Source organism: Bradyrhizobium sp. LM2.9 (assembly GCF_054056555.1).
This window is the reverse complement of the sequence record NZ_JBSRYJ010000002.1, coordinates 4294716-4317788: the sequence shown is the minus strand read 5'-3', so window position 1 is coordinate 4317788 and position 23073 is coordinate 4294716. Positions and strand designations below refer to the sequence as shown.

At 59.1% G+C, this 23073-nt stretch carries 23 protein-coding genes and 1 pseudogene; 12 read left to right on the top strand and 12 right to left on the bottom strand.

The features are described 5' to 3' along the window. Positions 1–4: 4 nt before the first annotated feature. On the bottom strand, positions 5–775 hold the full coding sequence (locus ACVWW3_RS22490; RefSeq protein ID WP_247352239.1) for an outer membrane protein: 771 nt from the start codon (positions 773–775) through the stop codon (positions 5–7). Between the two features lie 341 nt (positions 776–1116). On the opposite strand from ACVWW3_RS22490, the gene ACVWW3_RS22485 reads away from it, so the two are divergent. Beyond that, complete coding sequence (locus tag ACVWW3_RS22485; RefSeq protein ID WP_456648627.1) at positions 1117–1341, top strand: DUF6894 family protein; 225 nt, start codon at positions 1117–1119, stop codon at positions 1339–1341. A gap of 344 nt (positions 1342–1685) precedes the next feature. Continuing rightward, positions 1686–1931 carry a PilZ domain-containing protein gene (locus ACVWW3_RS22480; protein ID WP_456648628.1) on the top strand — a complete coding sequence of 82 codons (246 nt, stop codon included), beginning with the start codon at positions 1686–1688 and terminating at the stop codon, positions 1929–1931. 217 nt (positions 1932–2148) lie between these two features. Here the strand turns inward: ACVWW3_RS22480 and ACVWW3_RS22475 are convergent, their stop codons facing one another. Continuing rightward, positions 2149–2388, bottom strand: a complete 240-nt coding sequence (locus ACVWW3_RS22475; protein WP_456648629.1) for a DUF6894 family protein — start codon at positions 2386–2388, stop codon at positions 2149–2151. A 5-nt stretch (positions 2389–2393) separates the two neighbouring features. Then, positions 2394–3161 carry a Crp/Fnr family transcriptional regulator gene (locus tag ACVWW3_RS22470; protein ID WP_456672123.1) on the bottom strand — a complete coding sequence of 256 codons (768 nt, stop codon included), beginning with the start codon at positions 3159–3161 and terminating at the stop codon, positions 2394–2396. A gap of 363 nt (positions 3162–3524) precedes the next feature. Between ACVWW3_RS22470 and ACVWW3_RS22465 the strand changes: the two genes are divergently transcribed. Then, on the top strand, positions 3525–3701 hold the full coding sequence (locus ACVWW3_RS22465; protein ID WP_247352235.1) for a hypothetical protein: 177 nt from the start codon (positions 3525–3527) through the stop codon (positions 3699–3701). Between the two features lie 439 nt (positions 3702–4140). Here the strand turns inward: ACVWW3_RS22465 and ACVWW3_RS22460 are convergent, their stop codons facing one another. From ACVWW3_RS22460 to ACVWW3_RS22450, 3 genes are all read right to left on the bottom strand, one after another. Continuing rightward, entirely contained in the window at positions 4141–4305 is a 165-nt protein-coding gene (locus ACVWW3_RS22460; RefSeq protein WP_247352234.1) for a DUF2934 domain-containing protein, read from the bottom strand. Positions 4306–4380: 75 nt separating this feature from the next. Then, positions 4381–4665, bottom strand: coding sequence for a hypothetical protein (locus ACVWW3_RS22455; RefSeq protein ID WP_456649767.1), 285 nt, complete (start codon positions 4663–4665; stop codon positions 4381–4383). 1041 nt (positions 4666–5706) lie between these two features. After that, entirely contained in the window at positions 5707–6105 is a 399-nt protein-coding gene (locus ACVWW3_RS22450; RefSeq protein ID WP_456648632.1) for a hypothetical protein, read from the bottom strand. Between the two features lie 695 nt (positions 6106–6800). Here ACVWW3_RS22450 and ACVWW3_RS22445 point away from each other — a divergent pair. From ACVWW3_RS22445 to ACVWW3_RS22435, 3 genes are all read left to right on the top strand, one after another. Continuing rightward, on the top strand, positions 6801–9236 hold the full coding sequence (locus tag ACVWW3_RS22445) for a PAS domain-containing sensor histidine kinase (protein WP_456648633.1): 2436 nt from the start codon (positions 6801–6803) through the stop codon (positions 9234–9236). Further along, positions 9233–9904 carry a response regulator transcription factor gene (locus tag ACVWW3_RS22440; RefSeq protein ID WP_247352231.1) on the top strand — a complete coding sequence of 224 codons (672 nt, stop codon included), beginning with the start codon at positions 9233–9235 and terminating at the stop codon, positions 9902–9904. Before ACVWW3_RS22445 ends, ACVWW3_RS22440 begins: the two co-directional genes overlap by 4 nt. A gap of 85 nt (positions 9905–9989) precedes the next feature. Further along, positions 9990–10379 carry a response regulator transcription factor gene (locus tag ACVWW3_RS22435; RefSeq protein WP_456649768.1) on the top strand — a complete coding sequence of 130 codons (390 nt, stop codon included), beginning with the start codon at positions 9990–9992 and terminating at the stop codon, positions 10377–10379. A gap of 1676 nt (positions 10380–12055) precedes the next feature. On the opposite strand, the gene ACVWW3_RS22430 is transcribed toward ACVWW3_RS22435, so the two are convergent. Both ACVWW3_RS22430 and ACVWW3_RS22425 read right to left on the bottom strand, forming a co-directional pair. After that, positions 12056–12559, bottom strand: a complete 504-nt coding sequence (locus ACVWW3_RS22430) for an Hsp20/alpha crystallin family protein (RefSeq protein WP_456648634.1) — start codon at positions 12557–12559, stop codon at positions 12056–12058. A 318-nt stretch (positions 12560–12877) separates the two neighbouring features. Continuing rightward, complete coding sequence (locus tag ACVWW3_RS22425; RefSeq protein ID WP_456648635.1) at positions 12878–13204, bottom strand: hypothetical protein; 327 nt, start codon at positions 13202–13204, stop codon at positions 12878–12880. Between the two features lie 372 nt (positions 13205–13576). Here ACVWW3_RS22425 and ACVWW3_RS22420 point away from each other — a divergent pair. The 5 genes and pseudogenes from ACVWW3_RS22420 (at position 13577) to ACVWW3_RS22400 (ending at position 18878) form a co-directional block, all read left to right on the top strand. Continuing rightward, positions 13577–15569, top strand: a pseudogene (locus tag ACVWW3_RS22420) (protein-L-isoaspartate(D-aspartate) O-methyltransferase). Between the two features lie 4 nt (positions 15570–15573). Further along, positions 15574–16461, top strand: a complete 888-nt coding sequence (locus ACVWW3_RS22415) for a hypothetical protein (RefSeq protein WP_456648636.1) — start codon at positions 15574–15576, stop codon at positions 16459–16461. A 398-nt stretch (positions 16462–16859) separates the two neighbouring features. Further along, the gene (locus ACVWW3_RS22410; RefSeq protein WP_456649770.1) at positions 16860–17429 is read left to right on the top strand and encodes a NuoB/complex I 20 kDa subunit family protein; all 570 of its coding nucleotides are present in this window, start codon (positions 16860–16862) and stop codon (positions 17427–17429) included. Between the two features lie 173 nt (positions 17430–17602). After that, the gene (locus tag ACVWW3_RS22405; RefSeq protein ID WP_247444725.1) at positions 17603–17761 is read left to right on the top strand and encodes a hypothetical protein; all 159 of its coding nucleotides are present in this window, start codon (positions 17603–17605) and stop codon (positions 17759–17761) included. Positions 17762–17975: 214 nt separating this feature from the next. Next, a complete protein-coding gene (locus tag ACVWW3_RS22400) occupies positions 17976–18878 on the top strand; it encodes a GNAT family N-acetyltransferase (RefSeq protein WP_456648637.1) in 903 nt (300 codons plus the stop codon). A 201-nt stretch (positions 18879–19079) separates the two neighbouring features. Here ACVWW3_RS22400 and ACVWW3_RS22395 read toward each other — a convergent pair whose 3' ends face one another. Beyond that, positions 19080–19880, bottom strand: coding sequence for an LssY C-terminal domain-containing protein (locus ACVWW3_RS22395; protein ID WP_354105653.1), 801 nt, complete (start codon positions 19878–19880; stop codon positions 19080–19082). A gap of 351 nt (positions 19881–20231) precedes the next feature. Here ACVWW3_RS22395 and ACVWW3_RS22390 point away from each other — a divergent pair, with 351 nt between their 5' ends. Continuing rightward, entirely contained in the window at positions 20232–20639 is a 408-nt protein-coding gene (locus ACVWW3_RS22390; RefSeq protein WP_456648638.1) for a hypothetical protein, read from the top strand. 575 nt (positions 20640–21214) lie between these two features. On the opposite strand, the gene ACVWW3_RS22385 is transcribed toward ACVWW3_RS22390, so the two are convergent. From ACVWW3_RS22385 to ACVWW3_RS22375, 3 genes are all read right to left on the bottom strand, one after another. Further along, the gene (locus ACVWW3_RS22385) at positions 21215–21679 is read right to left on the bottom strand and encodes a cysteine rich repeat-containing protein (RefSeq protein WP_247352222.1); all 465 of its coding nucleotides are present in this window, start codon (positions 21677–21679) and stop codon (positions 21215–21217) included. 95 nt (positions 21680–21774) lie between these two features. Beyond that, complete coding sequence (locus ACVWW3_RS22380) at positions 21775–22260, bottom strand: DUF992 domain-containing protein (protein WP_456648639.1); 486 nt, start codon at positions 22258–22260, stop codon at positions 21775–21777. 59 nt (positions 22261–22319) lie between these two features. Next, positions 22320–23042 carry an outer membrane protein gene (locus ACVWW3_RS22375; RefSeq protein ID WP_456648640.1) on the bottom strand — a complete coding sequence of 241 codons (723 nt, stop codon included), beginning with the start codon at positions 23040–23042 and terminating at the stop codon, positions 22320–22322. Positions 23043–23073 lie beyond the last annotated feature (31 nt).

Below are 23073 nucleotides of genomic sequence, written 5' to 3'. Positions count from 1 at the left end.
GCGCTCAGTAGTGCGCGATGCTCGGACCGCCCCAGCGATAGTTCACGCGGACGAGGCCCATGTCAACGTCTTGGCGAATGCGGTCGCTCCCGGCGAAACCTCCTATGGGCGTAGTGAAGTCGATCGTGCGATCACCCAGGAAGATGTGATTGTACTCGACACCAACCGACCAATTCGGTGCAAAACCATATTCGAGGCCCGCGCCGACGGTGCCACCCCAACGGGTTTCACGAGCCGACGAGAAGAGCGCACCGGTCGGAATATCGAACACATCATACTTGTCGCCGACGACCGCGGCGCCGCCCTTGACGTAGAACAGAACATTATTCCAGGCGTAGCCGACCTGACCGGTGATCAGACCGAACGAGTCGATCCGCGAACGGTTGCGAGTCCCAAACCCCGGGATCGCGCTGACGTTGTCGCCCGAGAAGTCAGCCCAGTTGCCCTGACCTTCGATGCCGAACACCCACTGGCCCGACTGCATGCGGTAGCCGATCTGGCCGCCGACCGTGCCGCCGACTGCATTATGGCAACCTTCGGCTGCTAGAGCACCCGGGACGCCGGTCACAACGCCAGTCGCATCCACAAAATCCCAGCACTTGTGGCTCGAACCACCGCCACCGTTGATGCCGATGTAGAAGCCGCTCCAGTCGTAGATGGCAGCGACCATCGGCGGAGCTTTGGTGTAGGGACGTGCAGCGAGGTCCGCCGCACTGGCGGGAGCCGACAGGCCCAAAACTAGTGTTCCGGCTGCGGCAACTAAAAGCTTCTTCATGCGAGTGTCTCCCCAGAAACGAGTTCAATGAATCGGTGTATTCGCCCACCTGCAAGAAGATAGTAATTTGGTCAGGTGCACGTGGCTGTAGCTGAGTTGCAACACTCGCTGGTCAAAGCGAGGCCGGATTCTCGATACACATGAACTAGTTACAGGAACTGAATGTGCGGCAGCGTGCACATGGGACCCTTGCGAAACACACTGACCGAGCGTTTGGGCACACGGGTGTTGTGTGACCTAAGGTGGAAGCGACGCTAGCGCAGCTGTCCCTGTCGTTCCCGACAGGTGCGCGCCGTCCTGACACGTGGGCATGATCGCGGCTAAAGGACGGAGGCATTGCTGTGCGGCGCTACTATTTTCCGATCATCCACAATGGTCAAATACAGGCGGACGATGCAGGAGAGATGTTTGGCTCTGCTGAACTAGCAGTCGATTACGGTGCCCGTGTCGCTCGGGACATCGCCAGCGATCCCGATTACGACCATGGTGCGGGCACGGTCGTAGTCGTGGTTGACGACTCCGGTGTTGGAGGGTGTTGGTGCACGTGTAAGGCCAGCCGAAGGTAGGGCAGTCCAAGGTGCTCGCGTAACGATCTGTAAGTAGTAGGCATGCAAATAGCGCCTTTCTGCGACGTGATCAGTCGGACCAAAGAGATTGCGGTGACCTCAGATAATGATGACGAATTGGCTGTTTTGACGCGAGAGATCGCTGACAAGGCGACCTATGTTCAGAACCAGACAATCCTGGTCGAGGTCCTTGAGCGAGACAGACACGACGTATCCGACCATGAGAGAGAGCTAGCCAAAGAGCGGTCGCATTTGGCGACACGGATCGCGAAGCAGTTTAGGTTGCTTGAAATTGCATCGGCCAGTGAAGGACACGAGACAGCCGCGTCAGCTCAAGGATAATTATGCCGGATCGCCGGAAGATCGATCGTTCGGACGTCGACTTAGTTGCATACATTTTTGGAGATGGCGGCAGCCGACGTTGCCGCGCGTTCAACATCTCGAAGGACGGGGCCGGGATCGAGTTACCGACGAAGCTGCACATGCGTCCCACATTCAAGATGATGTTGGAAAGAGACCGTATCATCAGAGATTGTCGTCTCGTTTGGTCCAGTGATACTCGCATCGGGGTCGTTTTTAAAGCCGATTGAGTCGGCTCTGCTAGGTTGTTGGTCCCAGCCCAGGGTCGCTCGGCTCTCCAAATCTCGTGTGCGCAGTTGGTTAGGCGCGACCCGAGGCTGCCTGTTTTCCGTCACCGGTCCAAATCACCAGCCCATCGATTTTTCTTCGGCTTGCTCCTACGGCCTAGCGACCTGATGGAGCGCGCGCCGATTCGATCGTGCCGTTAGCGGCGGTAGTGACGCCTGCCTACCCATCGCCGGCTGAAGTATGCTCAATAATGGCAGAGACACTCAAAACACCGCCGGTGTCGTCCCTAACCCAAATAGCTATCCGTCCAGGCCGGCCGGCAAAGGAGAAGTCGCGCACGGCCTCGCCAAGGGCGATCAGCGCCATTCTTCGGGCGGCGTCAACGCTGGCGAATTCCTCACCCGCGCTGTCTACGGTAACGAGGTCCGCTTCATGGTAGTCGAAATGATATCGAACCATGCCGACTAAATCACTCCGGGTGGGGACGTTCCAAAAACATTGCTGAGTTTTGATCTTTCGCTTGGGCTCAGCTCATGAAGATATTCAGGGCTGAACTCGGCTACAGCTTGCAGATGCTGTGGGCGGAGCAGAGTAACGGTTTGGTTTTCCCATTCAATGAGGCCCAAACCCCTGAGTTCCTGGATCGTCCTGTTCACGTGAACTATCGAAAGTCCACATGCATCGGCAACATCTTGCTGCGTGAGCGGAATCCGGAAGCTGCCGTTGTCCGCCAGCCCAACGAATTCCATGCGAGTGGTAAGCTCGCAAAGAAGATGCGCGAGTCGACCTAAGGCTTGGCGGGCTCCGAGATTCTCAACCCATTCGCGATAGATGGAAGCCTGTATCAGCGTTTCGCGCCAAAAAGCGTGTGTAAGTCCGAGAGAGTCGGTCATCATCTCTCTGAGAGATGAATGAAGCACAGCGGCTATCGTCGAATTGCCTATGCTGCAAAGATCACAATCCGCGATCGGCAAATGCAGGGTAGGCAAGTCGGGCATGTCCCCAGCCATGTAGAACGAGGAGATCTGATTTCGATCATTCACCACTCTTTGCCGAGCTAGAAAGCCGTCGATCACAACGATGCAGCTGCTGGGCTTGTCTCCTTCGCGAACCGCGTATTCGCCATCAGCCAGGGATTTCACCCTGTATGGAATGCGCGTGAGTCTAACCTTATCTCGTTCAGATAAACCGCCGACCGCCTGTAGGCGCGCTATTAGCTTCTGATGCGGCATTCATGCTCCCGTGCGATGCAGGCGGGAGCCCAGTTGGTCTCTCAGCCACCGACGCCTACGGACAAAGCCTTGGCCAGTGATGGCATAGTAACGCATGAGGGTGGGCGGAGTGCAACCGACGATTTAGGAAAATTCCAAGTCAAGCCTTGGACTTGTCCGATTCAGCCTGCTTTTTTCGAATCCGGCAATGGCCTACCTCAGAGACGCGAAGCCGGTCCCAATCCCTCCGTCGCGACGAACAGTTTCTTTCTTCTCGGGCAGCCTGGCGCGCCCTCAAACGTATGAGCGACCTTTGCCAGACGCGCGCGGTACGCAAATCCGCGCGACTTCAGATTTAACCTCACGTCTCAATTTAGGATACAAATGTCCAACGACCTCGTAGTCCAACTCGGCGCAAAACTGGACCAATTCGCCAGCGATATGAATCAAGCTGGCGATATGGCGGATGCAGCAATTGATCGCATTGAACGATCATTCGCCAATTTGAATCCGACTGCGGGCGGCTTTGCGTCGCTCGGCGATGCCGCCGCCATCGCGTGAGGAGTTTCGAGACGCAAGCTTTGACTTGATTGCCGACGTGGAGAAGGTCGATCTTGAATCCTATCTGCTGCACTGCATGGAGATTCAGCGCCGCAAGCGCTTCGATGGACGCCATGTTGTCGGCGGCCTTGCGTATTGACAACGATCACGGCAAGCGACATCACACAAGCCGTTCGGCAACGAACGCCCGGAGCGCCTCTCATGCCCACGCCGGAGACAAGACCGACAACCATTGAGGGTTGGACCGTTCTTGATGTTAGAGGCGGGATGGCGGTTCTTGGAGGGCCCGACGGGGTTCGGATGGCAACACGGGCCGACACCGTTCCCGGCATCGGACGAATCGACTCCATCGTGCGTTGGGCAACCGCTGGATCGTTGCAACAGCCAGTGGATTGATCTCGACGCCATAGAAGGCGCGCGGACCTCTCTTCCTTGTTTTCTACAGCGTATCCGGCGTTTTGAGTTCGTGGTGGATCAGCTCTTCCTTCAGCTGTCGCTCCGCTTCCAAATAGAACTCTTGATCCCGCCCCTTAGGCATTCCCGCTTGCTCCCACAGCTGATATGCGCGGCGCTCGACGTCCTTCTGGGTCAAAGGACCTGCCATCGTGCGTTACTCCCAATGAGACCAAGCGCGGCTTAGGCTGACCGCCCTGTTCGCGTAGTTCTTGTACGGTTCTCCCTAATCCACATCCGGCTCATCATGCCGTTGCAGCTGCAGGACATCACCGCTCCGCACCTGATCGATCAGCGCAAGTTCAGTCGCATTCAAGGTAGCTGAGGCCCCATGCCGCCGTGATGTCAAGGAAAATTGGAGGTCCTGAACGGCCGACTTAATTTCGTCGCTGACCTTGAGAACTCTTTTTCTGCTGTTGCGCCAGTTATGTGCAGAGTAAAGCACGGGTACGGCAGAGCCTGTGCTTAGAACGAGCATGTCACGCTTGTCATTGCGATAGACATCAAACACTTTTCGACCCCGCTGATCATCTTGAACAAAGCAACAAACATGTTTTGTCGTCTCAATGGACGAGCTTAGGATCTCGAACGGCTGTGCGGGTTGTAAATCTGCAGCACCCGCGACTTTTGCTTCACCGCGTTCCGGATCTGGAACGAACTGATGCAAACTCGGACCATCGCCCAATTGGGCGCGCTAGGCAGTTCTTTGAGCGATGCCGTGAACGGCACGAGACGGGACGACCGGCTTGTAATCCTCCTGTGCGGAGCGAAGATGTCCTGGTGTCGCAACAGCAATGATCAGCCGGACGTGGTTCTGGGAAGGTATACTCTCGGGCAAATTTAGGAGACCCGCACTTCAGAGATAAGTTGCGCGTCCGCACACGCCGGCAGCGGCCGCAGCCTCCGCGCCCTAGCTTCGCAACGCCGGGGCTGGACGCGGCGCGAAGCTGGATGCAGTGACTGCGGCCGACCACTCTGCGCGGCCCTCATCGGCTAGCCGTCACCTCCTTCCGTGGTCAGAAGGTTCGTGCGCGCGCAGAAACGCGTCCGTCAGCGAGCGCGAGAGCGCGCTCATCTGCATCAGCCAGCTCCAGCTCGAAGTGGCCGCCAACACCGTGATCGTCTCGAGCGAACTGTGGTAAGGCCAGAGCATTCCCATGGACCGACTGTTGATAGCGACGGTAGCAATCCGCATCGCAATAACGCCGTCGCGTAGACAAATGCCGGACGTAACTCGCGCCCAATGGCTGGGCGCACGCGCTGCAGGTGGCGCCGTAGCTGGGTCCATGATTGATGAGCATGAATCTCAAGGCCGTGTCCTCTCCTGCCGACAGGCGCATCGCCGATCGTCTCGAGCACGTGTCCGCTCAAGACGCCGCTCGCGTACGCCCCTCGATCAACGGCGCAGCTTCGCCATGAAGCGCGTAGCACTCGTAGTCGCAGTAAGGCAGTTGCGTCCTGGCGTCGCGCAGATAACCAGTGCTGATCTGCTCGCAGCACCATAGACAGAACGTCTTGCGGAAAGGGGTTCTGTCGTTCACCAATATGAATCTCACGTGGCACCTCCCAGCGCGAAGCAGTAGACCGTGTCGACCAGAGAGGCGGGCGGCGGCGGCGCGCAAAAATGGTTGCGGCCGTCGGGATTGTCTCTGTTTTGCTCGACCTTCTGGGACGGGATCAGGATGTATTTCCCGTCTTCCCGGCGTCGCGCGTAGACCCTGCCGTCGATGTATCGTACCTCGGTCGGATAGCAATCCGCATTGTTGCAGCAGCTGAGCACCGGATTGTCGGGCATACGCCAGCTGGAATAGAACTTCTCGTGCAGGAGCTGATCCTGGGGCGGATGATGACGATGTGCACTATCCGGTCCAATCTCGTCGGCCTCCACTCCCGTTATCAACGGAAGCGGCAGCGCGATCATCAAGAGGAGCTTGCAAGCACGGTTCAGCACGCAGCCTCCTGTTCAGAATTGGCGGATGGAGCGGATCGAAGGACAAATCCTCATGCCGCCTGAAATCGGAACAACCATCGGCGGTCGCGTTCGCGACGCGCCCTGAAGCGGTCGAGACATTTTCTGGAGCACAGTGGCGTTCGCCAGGAATAATATCGGATCAGGCCAAACTTGCCGCTACAGACAGCGCAACCTTTTACAGCAGGACCGCGCTCGGAGTGTTCAGGCGTATCGCACATCATACTCTCCCGGCTTCATGGCCGTGGATTCGCTCGTACGCTGACGCAGAGCCATCCACGCTCCGTTCGTGAAATGCAGCCTATTAATCGTGATCAGCCATTCATGCGGCAAGTCGGGCAACGGACGAAGAGCTGTAAGCAGCACATCGAGCTAATTGCCGGCTTGTGCCTTGCACATCGCGTCCCCTCGATTGGTTATGAGACTAATCCGCCCGCAACGGACCGCTCAACTGTACGGAGGTAAATGTGCGCTATGACTTGGGATGCGCGAGCTATACGTAAGTTTGTCCCGTAGTTTCGGACCCCGCCGCACCTTCGCAACGAGACGGCGCAAGGCCGGCAGGCTGCACGGCCACCGCGAATTTCGGCGCGGAGTTCTAACTTGGTCGGAGGGAATTGCTCCCCTTGCTGCAAAGTGCTCTACTTGCGCGGCCCCAGCGAGCCGGGACGCCTGCGATGATGCCTGGCCAAATCGCGAAATTCGGGAATTCGGCCGCACAATTGCTGCTCGGCGGCCTCGCGGCACTTCGATCTTTCGGCAACGGCGAGAAGGACAGGCCCGCTGTCGGAGATGACTCGCGGCAAGACATCCTCGATCTACGCGACGCCGTGAAGCAGTGGCGCGAGGTGTTCGAGCACAATCCGGTCATGTACTTCATGGTCGATCGGGCCGGAACGGTGCTCAACGTCAATACATTCGGCGCCGCACAGCTGGGCTACACCGCGGCCGAGCTGATTGGCCAGTCCGTGCTCAACGTCTTCTTCGAGGAGGACCACGACTTTGTTCGCCGATGTGTAGCATTGTCCCTGGAAACCCTGCACCAGTCGCATACTTGGGAGATTCGCAAGTTCCGGAAGGACGGATCGGTCCTTTGGGTCCGTGAAAACGCCAAGGCGATGCTGCGCGGCGACGGTACGCCGATCGTGCTGGTCGCCTGCGAAAACATTACCCAGCGCAAGGAGGCGGAGGATGCGCTACGCCAGAGCGAGGCCTACCTCGCCCAGGCCCAGGAACTGAGCCGCACCGGCAGCTTCGGCCTGAACATCGCAACAGGCGCGATCGTCTGGTCAAGGGAAACCTTTCGCATCTTCCAATGCGACCTGGCGGTGAAGCCGACCTTGGATTTTGTTGTCCAGCGCATCCATCCGGAAGATCGCGCTGCGGTCAGCAAGACCCTCGATCGAGCCGCCCGCCGAGCAGCGGATTTCGACCATGAATATCGCCTGCTGATGCCTGACGGATCAGTCAAATATCTCCATTCCGTAGCACGCGCGGTCAGAGATGGATCCGGGCTCATCGAATTTGTCGGGGCTGTCACCGATGTCACGGTTGCAAAAGAGGCGGAACAGAGGCTGCGCCGCAGCGAGGCCTATTTGGCCGAGGCACAGCGGCTCAGCCATACAAGCAGCTGGGCCTGGGATGTGCGTCGTCAGGAGTTTGCCTACCGATCGGCTGAACTCTACCGCCTGTTCGGATTTGACCAAGGCCCGATCGAAGTACCGGCGCGGGCTTTCCAGCAACGCATCCTCCCTGAGGATTTCCAACGGATCGTCGAGGTGGAACGTCGGGCCGTCCGGCGAAAGGAACCCTTTGAAGTTGACTTTTGCATTGCGCGCCCGGACGGCTCGATACGACGAGTCCATACCGAGGGACATCCCATCGTCAACAGCGACGGCGAAGTGATGGAGATCATCGGTACCCACGTGGATGTCACCGAGCAGATCGCTGCAAAAGAAGCGCTGCAAAGGGCATTTGATGAACTCAAGACATCCGAGCAGCGGTTCCGGGACTATGCTGAAACGGCATCTGACTGGTTTTGGGAGACCGGGTCGGATCATCGTATCACGCAGATATCGGAACACGCCGATACGGCCAGTGCTACGCCGACGGGCTTGATTGGCCTGAGCCGTTGGGACATTCCGCCCGACGTTGAGCTTGAGCCGGGAAAGTGGGAGCAGCATCGCGCGACGCTCGACGCCCACCTCCCGTTCCGCGATCTGGTTTACCGCGGCAGGGATCGCAATGGATCTCCAATTTACGTGCGCACCAGCGGCAAGCCCTTACATGATGCGGACGGCCATTTTCTCGGATATCGGGGCGTCAGCAGCGATGTGACGGCGGCTATCCGCGCCGAGCAGGCTGAAGAAGCGCTACGCAAAGCGCAAGCCGAGCTCGCCCATGTCACACGCATCACGACGCTCGGCGAACTCACCGCCTCGATAGCCCACGAAATCAACCAGCCTCTTGCCGCCGTGATCTCCAATGCGGACGCCTGTATCAGCTGGCTCGGTCGCGACCCGGCCAATCTGGATGCTGCGCGACGTTCCGTGGAATGGATTGTCGAGGACGCCAATCGGGCTAGCGAGGTGATCCGCCGGATTCGGGCGCTCGCGAAGAAGACCGAAATCGAGATGGTTGCGCTCGACATCAATCAGGTTGTCAGGGAGGTGATAGCCTTCGTTCGGCGCGAGCTCGCTGCAAATGCCGTGTCGGTGCGAATGGAGTTGTCGTCCGGCCTGCCCAAGATTTGCGGCGATCGGATCCAGCTCCAGCAGGTGCTGATCAACCTTGTCGTGAACGGGATCGAAGCCATGCAAGCCAATGTTGACCGTCCGCGCGAGTTGGCGATCCGCTCCAGTCAGGCTGGCGAGGACGGCGACCGCCACCTGCTCCTCACCGTGAGAGATCGCGGTGTCGGCCTTGGCTGCGACGTGACAGACCACATCTTCACGCCGTTCTTCACCACAAAGTCGAGCGGCCTCGGCATGGGACTATCTATCTGCCGATCGATCATCGAGGCTCACGCCGGCCGGCTTTCGGCCCTTCCCAATGAGGGGAGCGGCGCAACGTTCCAGATTGCCCTGCCCTTCCCACACAAGGACACGTCGTGACGGACCACGCCAAGCCGATGCAGGCACAGGCGAGTGCCGACGATCCGATCGTCCTGATCGTCGATGACGATCCGTCGATGCGGCGTGCGCTCACTAATCTTTTTCAATCGGTCGGCCTCAGGGTCGAGGCCTTCGGCTCAGCGGCGGAGGTCATGGAAGCCAAGCCGCCGGTGGTCCCCAGTTGCCTTGTGCTCGACATCCGGCTGCCGGGCTCGAGCGGCTTCGACCTCCAGACGGACCTCGCGAAGGCCAACATTCGCACGCCCATTATCTTCATCACCGGCCATGGCGATATTCCCATGACTGTCAGGGCCATGAAGAGCGGCGCCATCGATTTTCTGACCAAGCCGGTGCGCGACCAGGACATGCTGGATGCGGTTCAGGCTGCCATCGATCGAGATCGCAGGCGGCGCAATGCCGAGAAGTCGGTCGCAGGAGTGCGGTCCCGTTTCGAGGGTCTGACCGCGCGCCAGCGCGACATCCTCGCCCTGGTTGCGTCCGGCCTGATGAACAAGCAAGTCGCCGCCGAGCTTGGATTGGCAGAGATTACCGTCAAGATCTATCGCGGACAGATCATGCGGAAAATGGGCGCCAAGTCATTGGCCGATCTCGTCAGAATGACCGAGGCGCTCGGAATCCCACGCCCAGGGGGAAACGTGCAAACCTAAGTATGCTTTTCAAGCTTGCTACGAGGGCCCAGTTTCCGGTGGGCGCTGCACCATGATCGGCAGCCCCCGATCAGGAGCGATCATCTTGTCAGCCCCCTCGGTCATTTCCGTCATTGACGACGATCCATCAGTCCGCCTTGCAACGAATAATCTCCTGACGTCGCGGGGATACGCTGTCTCCATCTTTGGCTCCGCTCGCGAATTTCTCCGGTCGGCAGAACTGAAGACGACGTCCTGCGTCATCGCGGATGTGCAGATGTCGGCCATGAGTGGTGTCGATCTCTTGGTGCATATTCGCGGCCTGGGCCACCACACGCCTTTCATTTTCGTGACGGCCTTTCCAGACGACGCCGCGGTGCGCGAGCGCGCGCTGAAGGCCGGCGCCATCTGCTTTCTCGCGAAGCCGTTTTCGACGCCGGCTCTGATTCGCTGTCTGGAGACCGCTCTGTCCGGGTCCGGTGTAGCCACGAAATAGTGGGCCGCCAGCACTCTTGCGAGAGTGGTTGAGAAGCTCCAAATTATCGAGGCATGAACATAGCAAAAACCGCTCTCAGAGCTGGTCCCGTTTGTCTGAACAGAATCTCCGCTTGGATCAGTGGAGCTTCTGCCGGGGTTAACGGACGTAGCTGTTGTGGCGATTGACGTTCGCTCTCGGGCGCATAGCGGCGTTGGATTCAGCGCGGTACGTTCTCGATCATTCGGAACGGTCGTTGTTGCATTGTTCGGTGGGCTCGAAAGAGGAGTAAGGCCCAAAGCTCTCCAGCAGATCGCGCCATGGTACGCCTGACCTCGCGCGCCTTTACCGCAGAGACTGATGATCGTGATCCGACTAGTTTTTGGACATTGCCAATGCGCACACCTCTGGATTCCTCAATGGCACGCGCTCGATCGCTGGTCCCAAGGAGCTCATTCAATTGGGCGAAACGCTCTAAGTTCGTTCACGATGGGGCGCCTGGACCGCACATCTCTAAAGAAGTCGAGGCGCGCAGAAAGTTCGCCTTCACCAAGACGGGGCCACCCGCCGTTCGTCCGTTTGGCCTGTACCGTCTTCCTGCAGACAGAATCCGTATTGGGTAGCGACGTTGTGCCGCCCGGCGGTGCGACGTGACGAGTGGGCAGGAGTGGCTCGGCTGTAGTTTGATGGATTGATGTCCAGTCCGCCCCTGGGCACCTCGAGCAGAGGAGCTTCCTGAAATCCAGCTCCGCCGTCCTTTGGCAACGAATGGTGGGTGCGGCGGATCCGCTATGGTCTCTGCCGCTTCCTCAGGCGGGCTCCGACAGTTAGTCGATGCACTCGACCACCGATTGACCACCGAAACCCCGTGAACAAACGGCGATAAAGGTGGTCAATCCCGCCCAAAGCTCACTGTTTTCGTTGATCTTTTCGATCGCTACTTACGTTCGGGACGTAGGGAGGTGCCTCGCTCAGATCGGGACTTGAAGCGTGTTGGTATCGGTGTTTGCGTCTCCGGGAATTGAACCTGCGCAGGCCAGGTGGATCGCGAGGTTATTGCCCTCGGTGTACGAGACGGCTCTTTCCGACAAAGAGAAAACCTATTGCGGGTTCAATGCAGGTGGGACGAAACGTTTGTCGGAATGACGATTGATCTTGCTGCGAAATCACACGCCTCTTAATCAGCGGCTCCGTCCGAATCGTAAATTTTATGTCAACGCACGGGCGTGCGAGGACCGCGTAAGAACGGCGGCTCCTGGCGGGCTATGAAGGCGCGACGTCGGGAGTTAAGCTGCCCTCCTGTAAGAGAATAGCGCCTCCACAATAGTGGGTTTAGCCATGTAGCGGTCTCCCGCTACCAACGGCCTTGCTGTCGTTTTCCCTGAATCTACAGCAATCGAGACGTAACCCAGGGAAAGATAACCTCGCGCGTCCCAGGCTTGGAGCACCGCGCATGGTTGACGACGGGGCACGAGCATCGAGGGCTGGAGCCGGCAAGCCAGGGCGCCGAACATCGTGTGCGACGGCGCGCCCTACGATCCACATCTTGACCGCTTCTTCTCCGACCTGCCCGGCTTCTTTCAGCGATAAAGTCAGGCGCGATACTAATGGCTCGTCACCCGCGGCCGGCGCAAATTCCCATCGTCGCGCCGAGCCCCCAACCAACTCGGCGAGACTCTCGCAGGCGAACGAGTACCTCAGCCGTTGCGATTTATAGCGATGCGGCGAACGTTGCGCTTCGCTTCCGCGGATTTTGGCGCCGTAATTGTCAGTACGCCATTCTTGAACGCGGCTGAGACTTCATCCTCATTGACGTCCTGTAGCGGAATGCGCCGCTCGAAGCGGCCGTAGTACCGTTCACTGAAACGCCGATCCTTATTTACCGACTCCGATTTCTTCTCACCGGAGATCGAGAGAACGCCATTTGCAATTTGCAGACTGACGTCCTTCTCCTCGAGACCAGGCAGTTCAGCAGTGATACGCAGCTCTTTGTCCGTTTCGTCAATGTCGATCTGAGGCCAACCCGGCCCATCCGCTGACCAGGAGGTTAGTCCGAACGGCGGTAGATCGAACCCGCGAAACGCATCGTCGAACATATTGATTTCGCGCTGCAACGTATAGAATGGATGCACGTCCGTACTGCGCGGGAGACCAACCTCGCGACTCCTATTATTCCACGGAACGAGATCCTTGATGGACATGATGATCCTCCCTTAACCAGGCTACTTCCTCCGCATACCAACGCGAAAGTTGATCTGCTGATCCAAAAAGTAGCCTCGCGATCTAGCGCTTCAAGCCTCTGCCGCATTTTTGGCTTGGCTCGGAACGCGCATGTCCTTGGCCAAGCCAGATGATAGCAATCCGATCGCGCCGTACCGCTGAAACGTCGGCAACGAATCGTCAGCGTCCTGTGTCGGGAGAATGTGCGCTCGTGCATCTGCAGCAGCGAGCAAAGAAAACCGCCTAGTGAAATGGCCCCGCCTCGGCGGGGCCATGCTGTATGCAGCCGCGGATCCGGTTCACCAATCGGAGGCGATCACATCCGTCGCATAGTCATATCCCGCGTAGCTGTATCCCGGGTGGTAGCCTGCATAGCCGTACGGCACTATCGGCGCGCGATACGAATATGCTGGAAGCCGCGTGTACCCAGGGCGGCCCACCACGACGGTGCGCTCGCGCACGATCGGCGCCGGTGCGACGTAAGCGCTGCCGGGGGCTACGACGACAGGATAGGGCTGGATATAAGGATCCACATAGATGGCCTGCGCGGACGCACTGGTGGCGCCGAGGCCAAACAAGCCGACTATCGCCAAGCCGGCAATTGAGAGTTTGCTCACTCTTGCCATTCTGCAACTCCTTTGCTGCTTGTTGCGACGTTCAAAACGAACCCTCTAGCCGGCGTGGTAGTTGCGGTTCCCACCAGTTTTTTGGATAAGTCGTTTTCCGCGTCGCACCGGGATCCGCCAATAGATCGAGGCTCTGGAACGAAGTTTTGAAGGACGCGTTCCGTCATGACGGAGTTTGACCGACGCTAAAGATCGAGGCTGCGATGAGCGCAACTGGCCTTGATGTCGTCCACAGACACTGCAGACGACCAATATTTGGCTCGACGAAATTGTCGCTGCACTCAGCCGCGACGGCAAGGAGGCCGGCGATGCTCTGCGCGGAATTTCGTCGGGGTGGAGAGCACACCCATGCCGGATGACGAGGTAAAGCCAATGCTTGATCTCGCGCGCGCCCGGGACCAGATGGTTGATATTCAGATTGCCAGACGCGGGGTGCGGGATACCCACGTCTTGGAGGCGCTGCGGCGTGTGCCACGCGAGGTTTTCGTCGAACCCGGTTTCGAAGAATTCGCCTACGAAGATTGCCCACTGCCGATCTGCGAAGGTCAGACCGTCTCGCAACCTTACATCGTCGCGCTGATGATCGAGGCGGCCGAGGTAAAGCCCGGCGACAGCGTTCTCGAAGTAGGCGCTGGCTCCGGCTACGCGGCAGCTGTCCTGAGTCAGATTGCCAACCGGGTCTACGCCATTGAGCGCCACCCTTCGCTAGGCAAATCCGCCCAGCAACGGTTGAAGAAGCTCGGTTATGACAATGTCGAACTGCGCGTCGGCGATGGCACGCGCGGTTGGCCAGAGGCCGCGCCGTTCGATGCAATCGTGGTCGCGGCTGGCGGACCCGAGGTGCCTTCGGCGCTGAAAGAGCAGCTCGCAATCGGTGGCCGTCTGGTGATTCCGGTAGGCGAGGAAGAGCGCTATCAGACTCTGATAAAGCTCACCCGGAAGAGCGGGTCTGAATTCGAAGAAGAGAATCTTGGCGCCGTCGCGTTCGTGCCATTGATCGGCGAACAGGGCTGGGCGGAGGATGGTCGAAGCGCTGCCACGAGCGGCGCGCAGGGCCAATCACGTGGACAAACTTTGTCTGAAATGATCGCCGGCCTGGCCGAACCGCTGCCCCAAGCTCGACGACCGCGCTTTCGGACAATTTTTCGATCGCTTCGCCGATCGCCGCGTCGTTTTGCTGGGGGAGGCGAGCCACGGAACATCCGAGTTCTATCGCGCGCGGGCGGCCATCACCATGCGTCTGGTCGAGGAGCATGGTTTCACGATCGTTGCCGTCGAAGCGGATTGGCCCGATGCGGCCGCCGCCGACCGCTATGTACGCCATCGGCGAGCACGTCTTGGAGAGGAGCCGCCATTTCAGCGCTTTCCGACCTGGATGTGGCGCAACACCGATGTGGATGCGTTCCTCGGTTGGATGAGGGAGCACAATGGCAATCTCAAGCCGGAGCAGCGCGCCGGCTTTTTTGGTCTCGACCTCTACAACATGAGCGGTTCCATCGCCGCCATTCTCGAATATCTCGACAAAGTCGATCCTGAAGCTGCGGCCGCGGCCCGTGAGCGCTATGCTTGCCTCACGCCCTGGCAGAAAGAACCCTCCACTTACGGCCGAGCGGTGCTCACAGCAGGCTACCGCAAGTGCGAAAAGGCGGTGGTCGATCAATGTCGGGAGCTGCTGCAACGGCGGATCGAATACATTGCTGAGAACGGTGAAGACTTTCTGGATGCCGCGCAGAACGCACGTCTGATCGCTTCCGCCGAGCGCTACTATCGGATCATGTACTATGGTGGCGCTGAATCCTGGAACTTGCGCGACACGCACATGTTCGAGACGCTTGGACATCTGCTTGACGCGCACGGGCCACAATCCAAGGCCGTGGTCTGGGCACATAACTCTCACATCGGCGATGCCCGTCACACCGAAATGGGCGCCGTCCGCGATGAACTGAACATTGGCCAGCTCTGCCGAGAGCGATTTGGCGGGGAGGCTGCGCTGATCGGCTTCGGCACGCACACGGGCACCGTGGCAGCGGCTTCTGACTGGGGCGGCGATATGGAAATCAAGCGCGTGCGACCGTCGCATCGCGACAGCTACGAGCGCGCCTGCCACGATGCCAATGTTCCACGCTGCCTACTCGATCTTGGCCGCGATCAGGCAGTCCGGCGCCGTCTTCTGGAGCCGCGGCTGGAGCGGTTCATCGGCGTCATCTACAGGCCGGATACCGAACTAATGAGCCACTACGCCAATGCCTCGCTACCGCAGCAATTCGACGCCTTCGTCTGGTTCGATGAGACCTCGGCGGTTACGCCGCTAGGACCGGAGCACGCCAAGGCCGGCGTGCCCGACACTTATCCATTCGGCTTGTAGCCCGATGCTGCGGGACATCGGCTATGTGCTGGAAAAGCTCGATTGGATGCGGGCCGAGCGGATCTGGCCGAACGGCCTGCGTTATCTCTGGACTGATGCCTTTGGGGTAGTGCTGTATGTCTCGCTTTACCGCGAACTGGGCGAGCGCCGCTGGCTGGACGAAGCCGAACGGCTGGTGAGCGATGTGGAGCGCGTACTCGGCCGTTCGCGTGGGCTGCGCATCGGCGAGGCCGCCGACCGCGACGGACAGTACTTTCACTACCTCGCGATGTGGCTTTTTGCGCTGGCACGGCTGGGCGATGTGAAGCCTGAATACCGCGAACGCGGCATTGCGTTGGCGCGCGACATCCATCGGGCATTCGTCATCCCCGACCGCGGTGTGGTCTGGAAAATGAAAGAAGATTTGAGCGGTCCCTATCCCGGCTATGGTCTGGGCGCCATGGATGCATATGGCGGCTATATCAGTTACCGGCTGCTCGACAGCGATGTACTCAGGTCCGAGATCGCGGAAATGAGCGTCATGATCGAGCAGACCTATCGCGGGCTCGAAATCGACCAGGACCTGGCGCTCGGTATGATGCTGTGGCTCGCTCACTTCTTTCCTGAAGAGTCATGGGCCATCGCGCAAGCGCAACGCGCACTGCGGTCGCTCGATACGATGTGGATTGATCCTCCGGGCTATTTCAGTCGGGCGCCGTCGCTGCGCGACACAAAGTTCGCATTCACCAATTTCGGCGTTTCCTTGGGTCTGCAAGCGACGCATGTCTGGCCCGAGCGCGTCGAGCGCCTAAACACATTTTTTGAAAGCTGGCGATCAGGCGATGAATATGATCGCGAGGCAATCACTTGGGTTATGGCATGCACGTCCCATTATCCAGGGGCGTTCATCTAAGCACCCGCGCAGTCTCGCGCGGCAAGAGGAACAGGTTGCCGGCGCGCGACATTTGAGCCGGCCGGCCTGGAACATTTCGCCTTGCTTTGATTTGGCCCCCACAGAGCGCGAGAGCGGCGTGCATTTGTCGAAAACCAATCGGATGCATGGAAACCGAGCCGATCCAGCGATGACAGAAAGGAACGAACGCCAGACGGCGCCCTATCCGGCCGAGAAGGCCAGGGGCGGCGAGATCATACTCCGCACTCCCCTGCGCCGCGCGATCTTTATCGCAGGCTTGGCGGGAGCTGCAGTGTTGGCCCTGCTTCTCGGCTTCGAGCGATTTGCTCATTGAACCAGGCGGTGCGTCGCCAGTGCTGGGCCAGCAGGAGATTTGCATGGGCAAGAGTCAACTCATAATGCAGAGCGGGCATTCAGCCACGACGACCGCGCCGGTCGGGACCGTCCATCGCTATGCCGGCACGCAAGGCGCGGACGATCATTTCTTTCGTGAAGTGAACCACGAACTGTCGGACCGGGGGTTTCTGGTCACGTCCGCAGACAATCTGATTACCTGGGCACGTAGCGGCTCGCTGATGTGGATGACCTTCGGTCTCGCCTGCTGCGCGATCGAAATGATGCAGATGGCGATGCCACGCTACGACGCCGAACGCTTCGGCTTTGCCCCGCGTGCCTCGCCGCGCCAGTCCGACGTGATGATTGTTGCCGGCACATTGTGCAACAAAATGGCGCCAGCATTGCGCAAGGTGTACGATCAGATGCCGGAGCCGCGCTATGTGATCTCGATGGGATCGTGCGCCAATGGCGGCGGCTATTACCACTACTCGTATTCGGTGGTGCGCGGTTGCGATCGGATCGTCCCGGTCGACATCTATGTCCCGGGCTGTCCACCTACCGCCGAGGCGCTGCTGTACGGAGTTATGCTCCTGCAAAAGAAGATACTGCGAACCGGTACGATCGAGCGCTGACAAGCTTGCCGACACCGCGCAACCATCTTTTCGCAGCGGTGGTCGGGGAACGGATCGAAAGGCGTTTTCGCAGCATCGAGAAGCCGTTTCGTTAATCCCACGAAGTCATCCTGAAACGAACGCCTGCTGTTGTGGTGGGCGTCGGGTCTTGGCCGTCTTCAACGGAGAGTGACATGAACGCTGCGATTGCATGGCTGCTGCCCCGCGCGTCCGCGAAATCCATCGCCGACATCGATACCGCGCTTTCGGTGGCGCTGTTTAGTGGCCTGGGCCTGCTGCTGTCCCTCTCTGTTCTGATCGTCGACAAATACACCCCGGGCGAATGGTTCTGAGCTGAGCGCTCCGACTCCAGGGGCCGGATGCCTCTGTGCCTTCTGCCGGCGAGGTCGCTTGAGGCGGCGTCCGCCCACTGGCCTCCGGCGGTCCGGTCTTGCGTGGCGGAAAGCCCTCGGGTGAGGCTTTCTGCGTCCCTAACGCTGTGGAGACTGACCCGGCGGCATAGGTATTCAGACCTTTCGGGAGTTCGCGTGATCGTGGAGTCGTTCGATGACAATGGTTTGCCGACCCGCCCGCGCGGAGGACCTGGAGCTCGCCGATGCGCTTGTCGTCGCCAGCATCAACGATCTCACGGCCCGCCATGGATTTGGGTCCATGGCCGCAGCGAGTCCGCCGAATTTTCAGTTGTTCTCCCTGAGGGACGATCCCGACGGTCTCTGGGTCGCGGAAGACGAGGGCCGGATCCTCGGCTTTGCTTGGAGCTGGGTCTGCGGCGATATCTGGTTTCTGGCGCAGCTTTTCGTATCGCCTGACCGCCAGGGTGGGAGTATCGGCAACGAGCTGATCGAACGGACGCTGGATCACGCCAAGAAGTCCGGCGCTTCCAACAGGGTTCTGATCACTTTTGCCTTCAATGCCGTGTCGCAGGGGCTCTACATCCGTCACGGACTGTTTCCACGGTTTCCGATCTACAGCGTCAGCGCGCCCCGAGAGCGTTTGATCGATCGCCTGAATGGGCCGCAGTTCAAATGCGCTCCGCTCGACCAAGACGCCTCGACCCTAGCTCGCCTCGTGCAGGCGGACGAGCGGGTGCTTGGAGTATCTCGCCAGAAGCACCATCGCTATCTTATCAACGACAGCCGGATGCGAGGCTTCAGCCTGTACGACGGAGATGATTGGGCCGGCTACGTTTACGTCGATGCCGGCGGCCATATCGGACCGGTCGCGGTCCTGCAGTCCGGCGCCGCAGCCACCGCCTTCAGGACGGCGCTGCGCCTGGCCGTCGAGAGTGGCGCACCGCAAGTATCGGCATTTCTTCCGGGTGCGAGCGAAGCTGCCCTGACGACGGCGTTCGAGCACGGCATGCGGATCAAGTTTCCGATGTTGCTGATGTCCTCACGCGATTTCGGCAGTTGGGCCCAGTACCTGCCTCGGAACCCAGGATTTATGTGAAACGACGAAGCTTTCTTCACCATCCAGGCTTGGTCAGCGGGTGCCAGGAGCCAGAGCTCGAGACGTTGGTCCTGCCGAGATTCCGCAAGCAATTCGCGACGGAGCGGTGAGCTTTGTGTTCGCGCATGACGGTCTTGAGGCTCTTCTTTATCTGCAAGGCCCGAGAGCATCGACATCGAGCACAGGACGGGGCGTCCGCTTTTATTTGGCGACGCTGGCACTCACAGCATGCCAGACCCTGTCCTTTAGGGCTATCAAAGCCGGCGCTGGCAAGGCTCCTGGTGGTTGCGTGCTCTTGTGACCGTCGACGACAAGGCGCGCCACGTCGATTTCCCCGTCGGTGTAATAAGGATCTCCCTCGCCATTCCGCGCAAATAGTGTCGGTCCAACTCCGGAAACCTTAAAAAACGCCTCAACCATGTCGGCGGCTCGCAAGTCGTGCATCAGAAGGTCTCGCTCAGCGTCAATATCCGGCCCGATGTGATGGGTGATTTGACCGGTGTCGCGGCTCACTCCAACTCCCCGATCAAAGGTGATCGCGCCAAGCCAGACCGGTCGCCCGCTGGTCCCTTTCTCGAGAACTTTCCACAGTCGAACGTGATGACGACGGTCCGCGCTGCTTCCCACCGGTTTCTCGAAAGCGAGCTGCTCTCGTTTTCCATCGTAGAACAGTGGGCTGACCGGCGCGTCGCGGTATGGCCGGTCGAGAATGACGCTACCCACGATCTCAATGCTTGTGCGCAGAGTGATAGGGTCTGCGGGAAACCATTCCGCGGCATGCATCGCGCGGGCAATATCTTGGGCGTCGCCGACCAACCCGACATTCAGTGCATCGCCGGGAATGCCGTCTGCTGTGCGAGTTACCTCGGGTAAATCGGCCAGCCCGGGTTCGTGTTCATGGTGCTTCCAGAAGGAAGGAGCCAAGACGTACGCCACCAGCAGATAGCCGAGTGCACCGACACCAAAAACGGCAAGCCACCATTGCCCTCTCCCGAACGACATCCCCCAGCGCCTCCGTAGCTTGTCCAACGTCCGAACTCCGACAACGCTCTGATGCCACCTGGCGACCATGCCGCCCCAGCTTGGCCTACGCAAACAGCCTCGATCTTAGGAACTGCGCACCGTGACGACTATGCGAAATCGGCCGTCCCGCTTCGCCTTCCATACTCTCGATGGCCCGAATTCAAGGTCTCTACGGCTAGCGCGCGGAAACCGCCGCGATAATTGCCCGGTCGACCGAACTCTCTCTTCCTGCCGAAATTGCGTAGCCGGAAACCAGCGATCTCCCGTAGTCTCTCCTGAATGGTGATCCGCCGCCGGATTTGGGGGACACTTAGCAACGTGGAGAATCATATGAAGCGCAGAGCATGCCTCCTCGTTGCGACGCTTGCTGTTGCTTGGTCTGCCCTCGCCATTCCGGCGAACGCGCTCGAAATCACCGGCTCGTGGGCCACTTCTCCCTCGTCTTGCGGCCAAGTTTTCATGAAGAAGGACGGTGCGATTTCCTTTCGGCAGGATTCGGACCAGTACGGCGGTGGGTTCATCCTGGAGGGAGACAAGATTCGCGGTCAAATGCAGACCTGTACCGTCAGCAGGCGGAAAGAAGATGGCAATGTTCTTCATATCATCGCCAGATGTGCGAATGACATCATGGCATCGAATGTTCAATTCAGCGCGAAAGTCGTCGACGACAACACTATCGTAAGAATTTTCCCGGGAATGCCGGACTTAACTTTGAGCTATTCACGTTGCCCGATGTGATGCTGTTGCCAGTCTCCTCGCTCGGAATTCATCCTCAAGGCTTGTGGCGGAACTGAGGGGCGGGAATTTCCCCTAACGATCTCAGTCGCAGCCCATCAATTTGCCCGGCCGGGAATTCTACCCGCTCAGACTCGATGACCGGAAACGTGGGATTGCCGGACGAGCGGTGTCCGCGACGGCCATCTTGCCAATCAATTCATGCTGTTGTTGCAATCGTGACATAAGCGCCGGGCTTGGACGGACTAAGTACTTTAACTCCAATCCCGAAGATTCATCACCTGCGATAACTTTGCACGCCGCGTCAAAATCGTCCGGTGCTGCAAGCGTGCAAGTCTCGCCGCGAAGGCAGTTATCAAGCCCTGGCGAACTTCAAAAAAACGGCTTCCGGGCGAATTGAATTGATGTGTTGGCGTCAGCGAAGGATCTTGTATTCAGGAGAACAAGAGTGGCTCCCGTCCCTTGTTCATGGCCGCTTCTCCGCGAGGCAGTGTCGCCTTTCAAGCCCGATCGACCATGCCGCGTAATACACGGGAGGAGAGACAGCCATCCCTGACAGATGCTACGCGCTTGCAGTGCTATTGAGCGGCCATGGACTCGATCTTCTGAATGGCTTCGACGCAACCTGCAGACGCTGTCGATTTATTCGACAGCAGACAAGCAGCCATTCGACCTTGGCCGGGCAATATTTTTCCGCACGGTCCGCTTATCTCGGCCTTGCATGCAATCACAGTGTCTTTCAGGACGTCTGCCGTCGTTTGTACACTTGTCGTGGCTTCCCCGAGTTCAAACGCGCATTTGGGGCTAATCTTGTCTTCATGGGCTTGCATGCAATAAATCATGCGCCCTTCACCAGGCGTCACCGTTTTGCAGTATTTCTTGATATCGCTTGCGCAGGCGCTCTCAAGCTTTGCCACCCTGGCGGTCAGCTTTTCCAAAAGCGCCTTTCCGACGTCTGCCTGCGCGGAAGCAGTGCCAATCGACGAAATGGCGAGCCACGGGAAAGCCCCAAGGATGATAATTGATCTGACTGTCATTCTCATCGATACGTCCTCTGATGACTGGCTTCCGAACCGCGCGGTCGTTGAACTGGCTGCAGGCTCGTGATGAACGCTGAGGGATGCTCTTTGGCTGTAATTCATTGCGCCAAGGAAAGCGTGAGGCTTGAAACTCCAAGCGACAAATTGATCCCGACCGAGCCCTCGAGGGAGAGCGGCTGCAAGGCGATCGAACGTCCCGTTCCACCGAACAGCAGATTGGCGCCGACGCCGACGCCAACGCCGACGGCGCCACTCGCACCCACATAGGTGCCGGATAGCGATCCGCGTCGTGGACCTGCCGTTGGTGCAAAGACGCCCCATGCCATCGCCCCGCCTGCCGTGATCCCGATATCGATACCAATAGTGCCCATCACGCCAAGATATGCTTCTGGCGGATAGGGGCCGTTGGGTGCGAAGCGGCATGCCATCCGCTGGCGGGATCCAAAGAGCAAGCCGATGGAAGGCGCCATTTTGCACGTCAGGGTACCGACGCTAACTCCGGGAGGCGGCTGTTGGGCAACCGCAGGTGATACGAACAGCGTGGCGAGCCCCACGAACAACAGCGTGCCTAGATGTTTGAGCATGACGAAATCCCGCGTTGCTGCAATTACTCGATGTGGGCTTAGCCAGGGTCGAAAACGATTCAGAACTTATAGCCCAGGCGAGCCGTGACCTGGTTGTTGCTCAGCTCTTGCTTGAACCCGATGATGCCAAGATTAAGAACCGGTATTGGATACACCAAGGATCTGGATTGATACTGTGAGTAGCGATATTCGAGCCCTGTGAACCAGTTGTTTGTGACGGCGTAGGCCAGCCCGGCCCCGACCGTCCAGCCCACGCGCGTGCCGTCGCCACCGACTGAAATACCGGTAAAGGGAATCGAGGTTTCGATGGATGCGAACGCCGCTCCACCCGTCACATAGAGCAGGGCGCGATCGGCAGCGTAGCCGAGCCGCCCGCGTATCGAGCCGCCCCATTTGCTATGCGCCGTAAGGAAATCGCCGGTTATTGCGGTGTAGCGTATAGCGCCGACCGTCCATCCCTGAAAATCACCTTCGACGCCCAACACCAACTGACCCACCTGGTAATTATAGCCAGTGAGCATTCCATATGTCAGGCCATCCCTACGCGATCCGGATGTGAGCAGGAACGGAGCCCCGAGCGGTAGCGCGCCGGTCGTGTATTGGGGGTTTGTTTGTATCCACCCCAGCTCGCCACCAACGTAGAGGCCGGTCCATGAAAACGCAGGCGCATAGGCGACCGGCGCGAGGGACTCCACTCGGCCCGGGAGGTCGGCAGCAGATGCCGATGCGCTAACAGCGCCGGTCGTGGTGGCGAGGAGAGCGATACGTGCCAAACGCCACATGAGCTGGTCCTTATGAGTCGAAGCCGCCAAG

Coding starts and splice junctions, on each gene's coding strand:
- ACVWW3_RS22490 (WP_247352239.1), bottom strand. CDS start 775: ATGAAGAAGCTTTTAGTTGCCGCAGCCGGAACACTAGTTTTGGGCCTG.
- ACVWW3_RS22480 (WP_456648628.1), top strand. CDS start 1,686: ATGCCGGATCGCCGGAAGATCGATCGTTCGGACGTCGACTTAGTTGCA.
- ACVWW3_RS22475 (WP_456648629.1), bottom strand. CDS start 2,388: ATGGTTCGATATCATTTCGACTACCATGAAGCGGACCTCGTTACCGTA.
- ACVWW3_RS22470 (WP_456672123.1), bottom strand. CDS start 3,161: ATGCCGCATCAGAAGCTAATAGCGCGCCTACAGGCGGTCGGCGGTTTA.
- ACVWW3_RS22465 (WP_247352235.1), top strand. CDS start 3,525: ATGTCCAACGACCTCGTAGTCCAACTCGGCGCAAAACTGGACCAATTC.
- ACVWW3_RS22460 (WP_247352234.1), bottom strand. CDS start 4,305: ATGGCAGGTCCTTTGACCCAGAAGGACGTCGAGCGCCGCGCATATCAG.
- ACVWW3_RS22445 (WP_456648633.1), top strand. CDS start 6,801: ATGATGCCTGGCCAAATCGCGAAATTCGGGAATTCGGCCGCACAATTG.
- ACVWW3_RS22430 (WP_456648634.1), bottom strand. CDS start 12,559: ATGTCCATCAAGGATCTCGTTCCGTGGAATAATAGGAGTCGCGAGGTT.
- ACVWW3_RS22425 (WP_456648635.1), bottom strand. CDS start 13,204: ATGGCAAGAGTGAGCAAACTCTCAATTGCCGGCTTGGCGATAGTCGGC.
- ACVWW3_RS22415 (WP_456648636.1), top strand. CDS start 15,574: ATGCTGCGGGACATCGGCTATGTGCTGGAAAAGCTCGATTGGATGCGG.
- ACVWW3_RS22410 (WP_456649770.1), top strand. CDS start 16,860: ATGCAGAGCGGGCATTCAGCCACGACGACCGCGCCGGTCGGGACCGTC.
- ACVWW3_RS22405 (WP_247444725.1), top strand. CDS start 17,603: ATGAACGCTGCGATTGCATGGCTGCTGCCCCGCGCGTCCGCGAAATCC.
- ACVWW3_RS22400 (WP_456648637.1), top strand. CDS start 17,976: ATGACAATGGTTTGCCGACCCGCCCGCGCGGAGGACCTGGAGCTCGCC.
- ACVWW3_RS22395 (WP_354105653.1), bottom strand. CDS start 19,880: ATGTCGTTCGGGAGAGGGCAATGGTGGCTTGCCGTTTTTGGTGTCGGT.
- ACVWW3_RS22390 (WP_456648638.1), top strand. CDS start 20,232: ATGAAGCGCAGAGCATGCCTCCTCGTTGCGACGCTTGCTGTTGCTTGG.
- ACVWW3_RS22385 (WP_247352222.1), bottom strand. CDS start 21,679: ATGAGAATGACAGTCAGATCAATTATCATCCTTGGGGCTTTCCCGTGG.
- ACVWW3_RS22380 (WP_456648639.1), bottom strand. CDS start 22,260: ATGCTCAAACATCTAGGCACGCTGTTGTTCGTGGGGCTCGCCACGCTG.
- ACVWW3_RS22375 (WP_456648640.1), bottom strand. CDS start 23,042: ATGTGGCGTTTGGCACGTATCGCTCTCCTCGCCACCACGACCGGCGCT.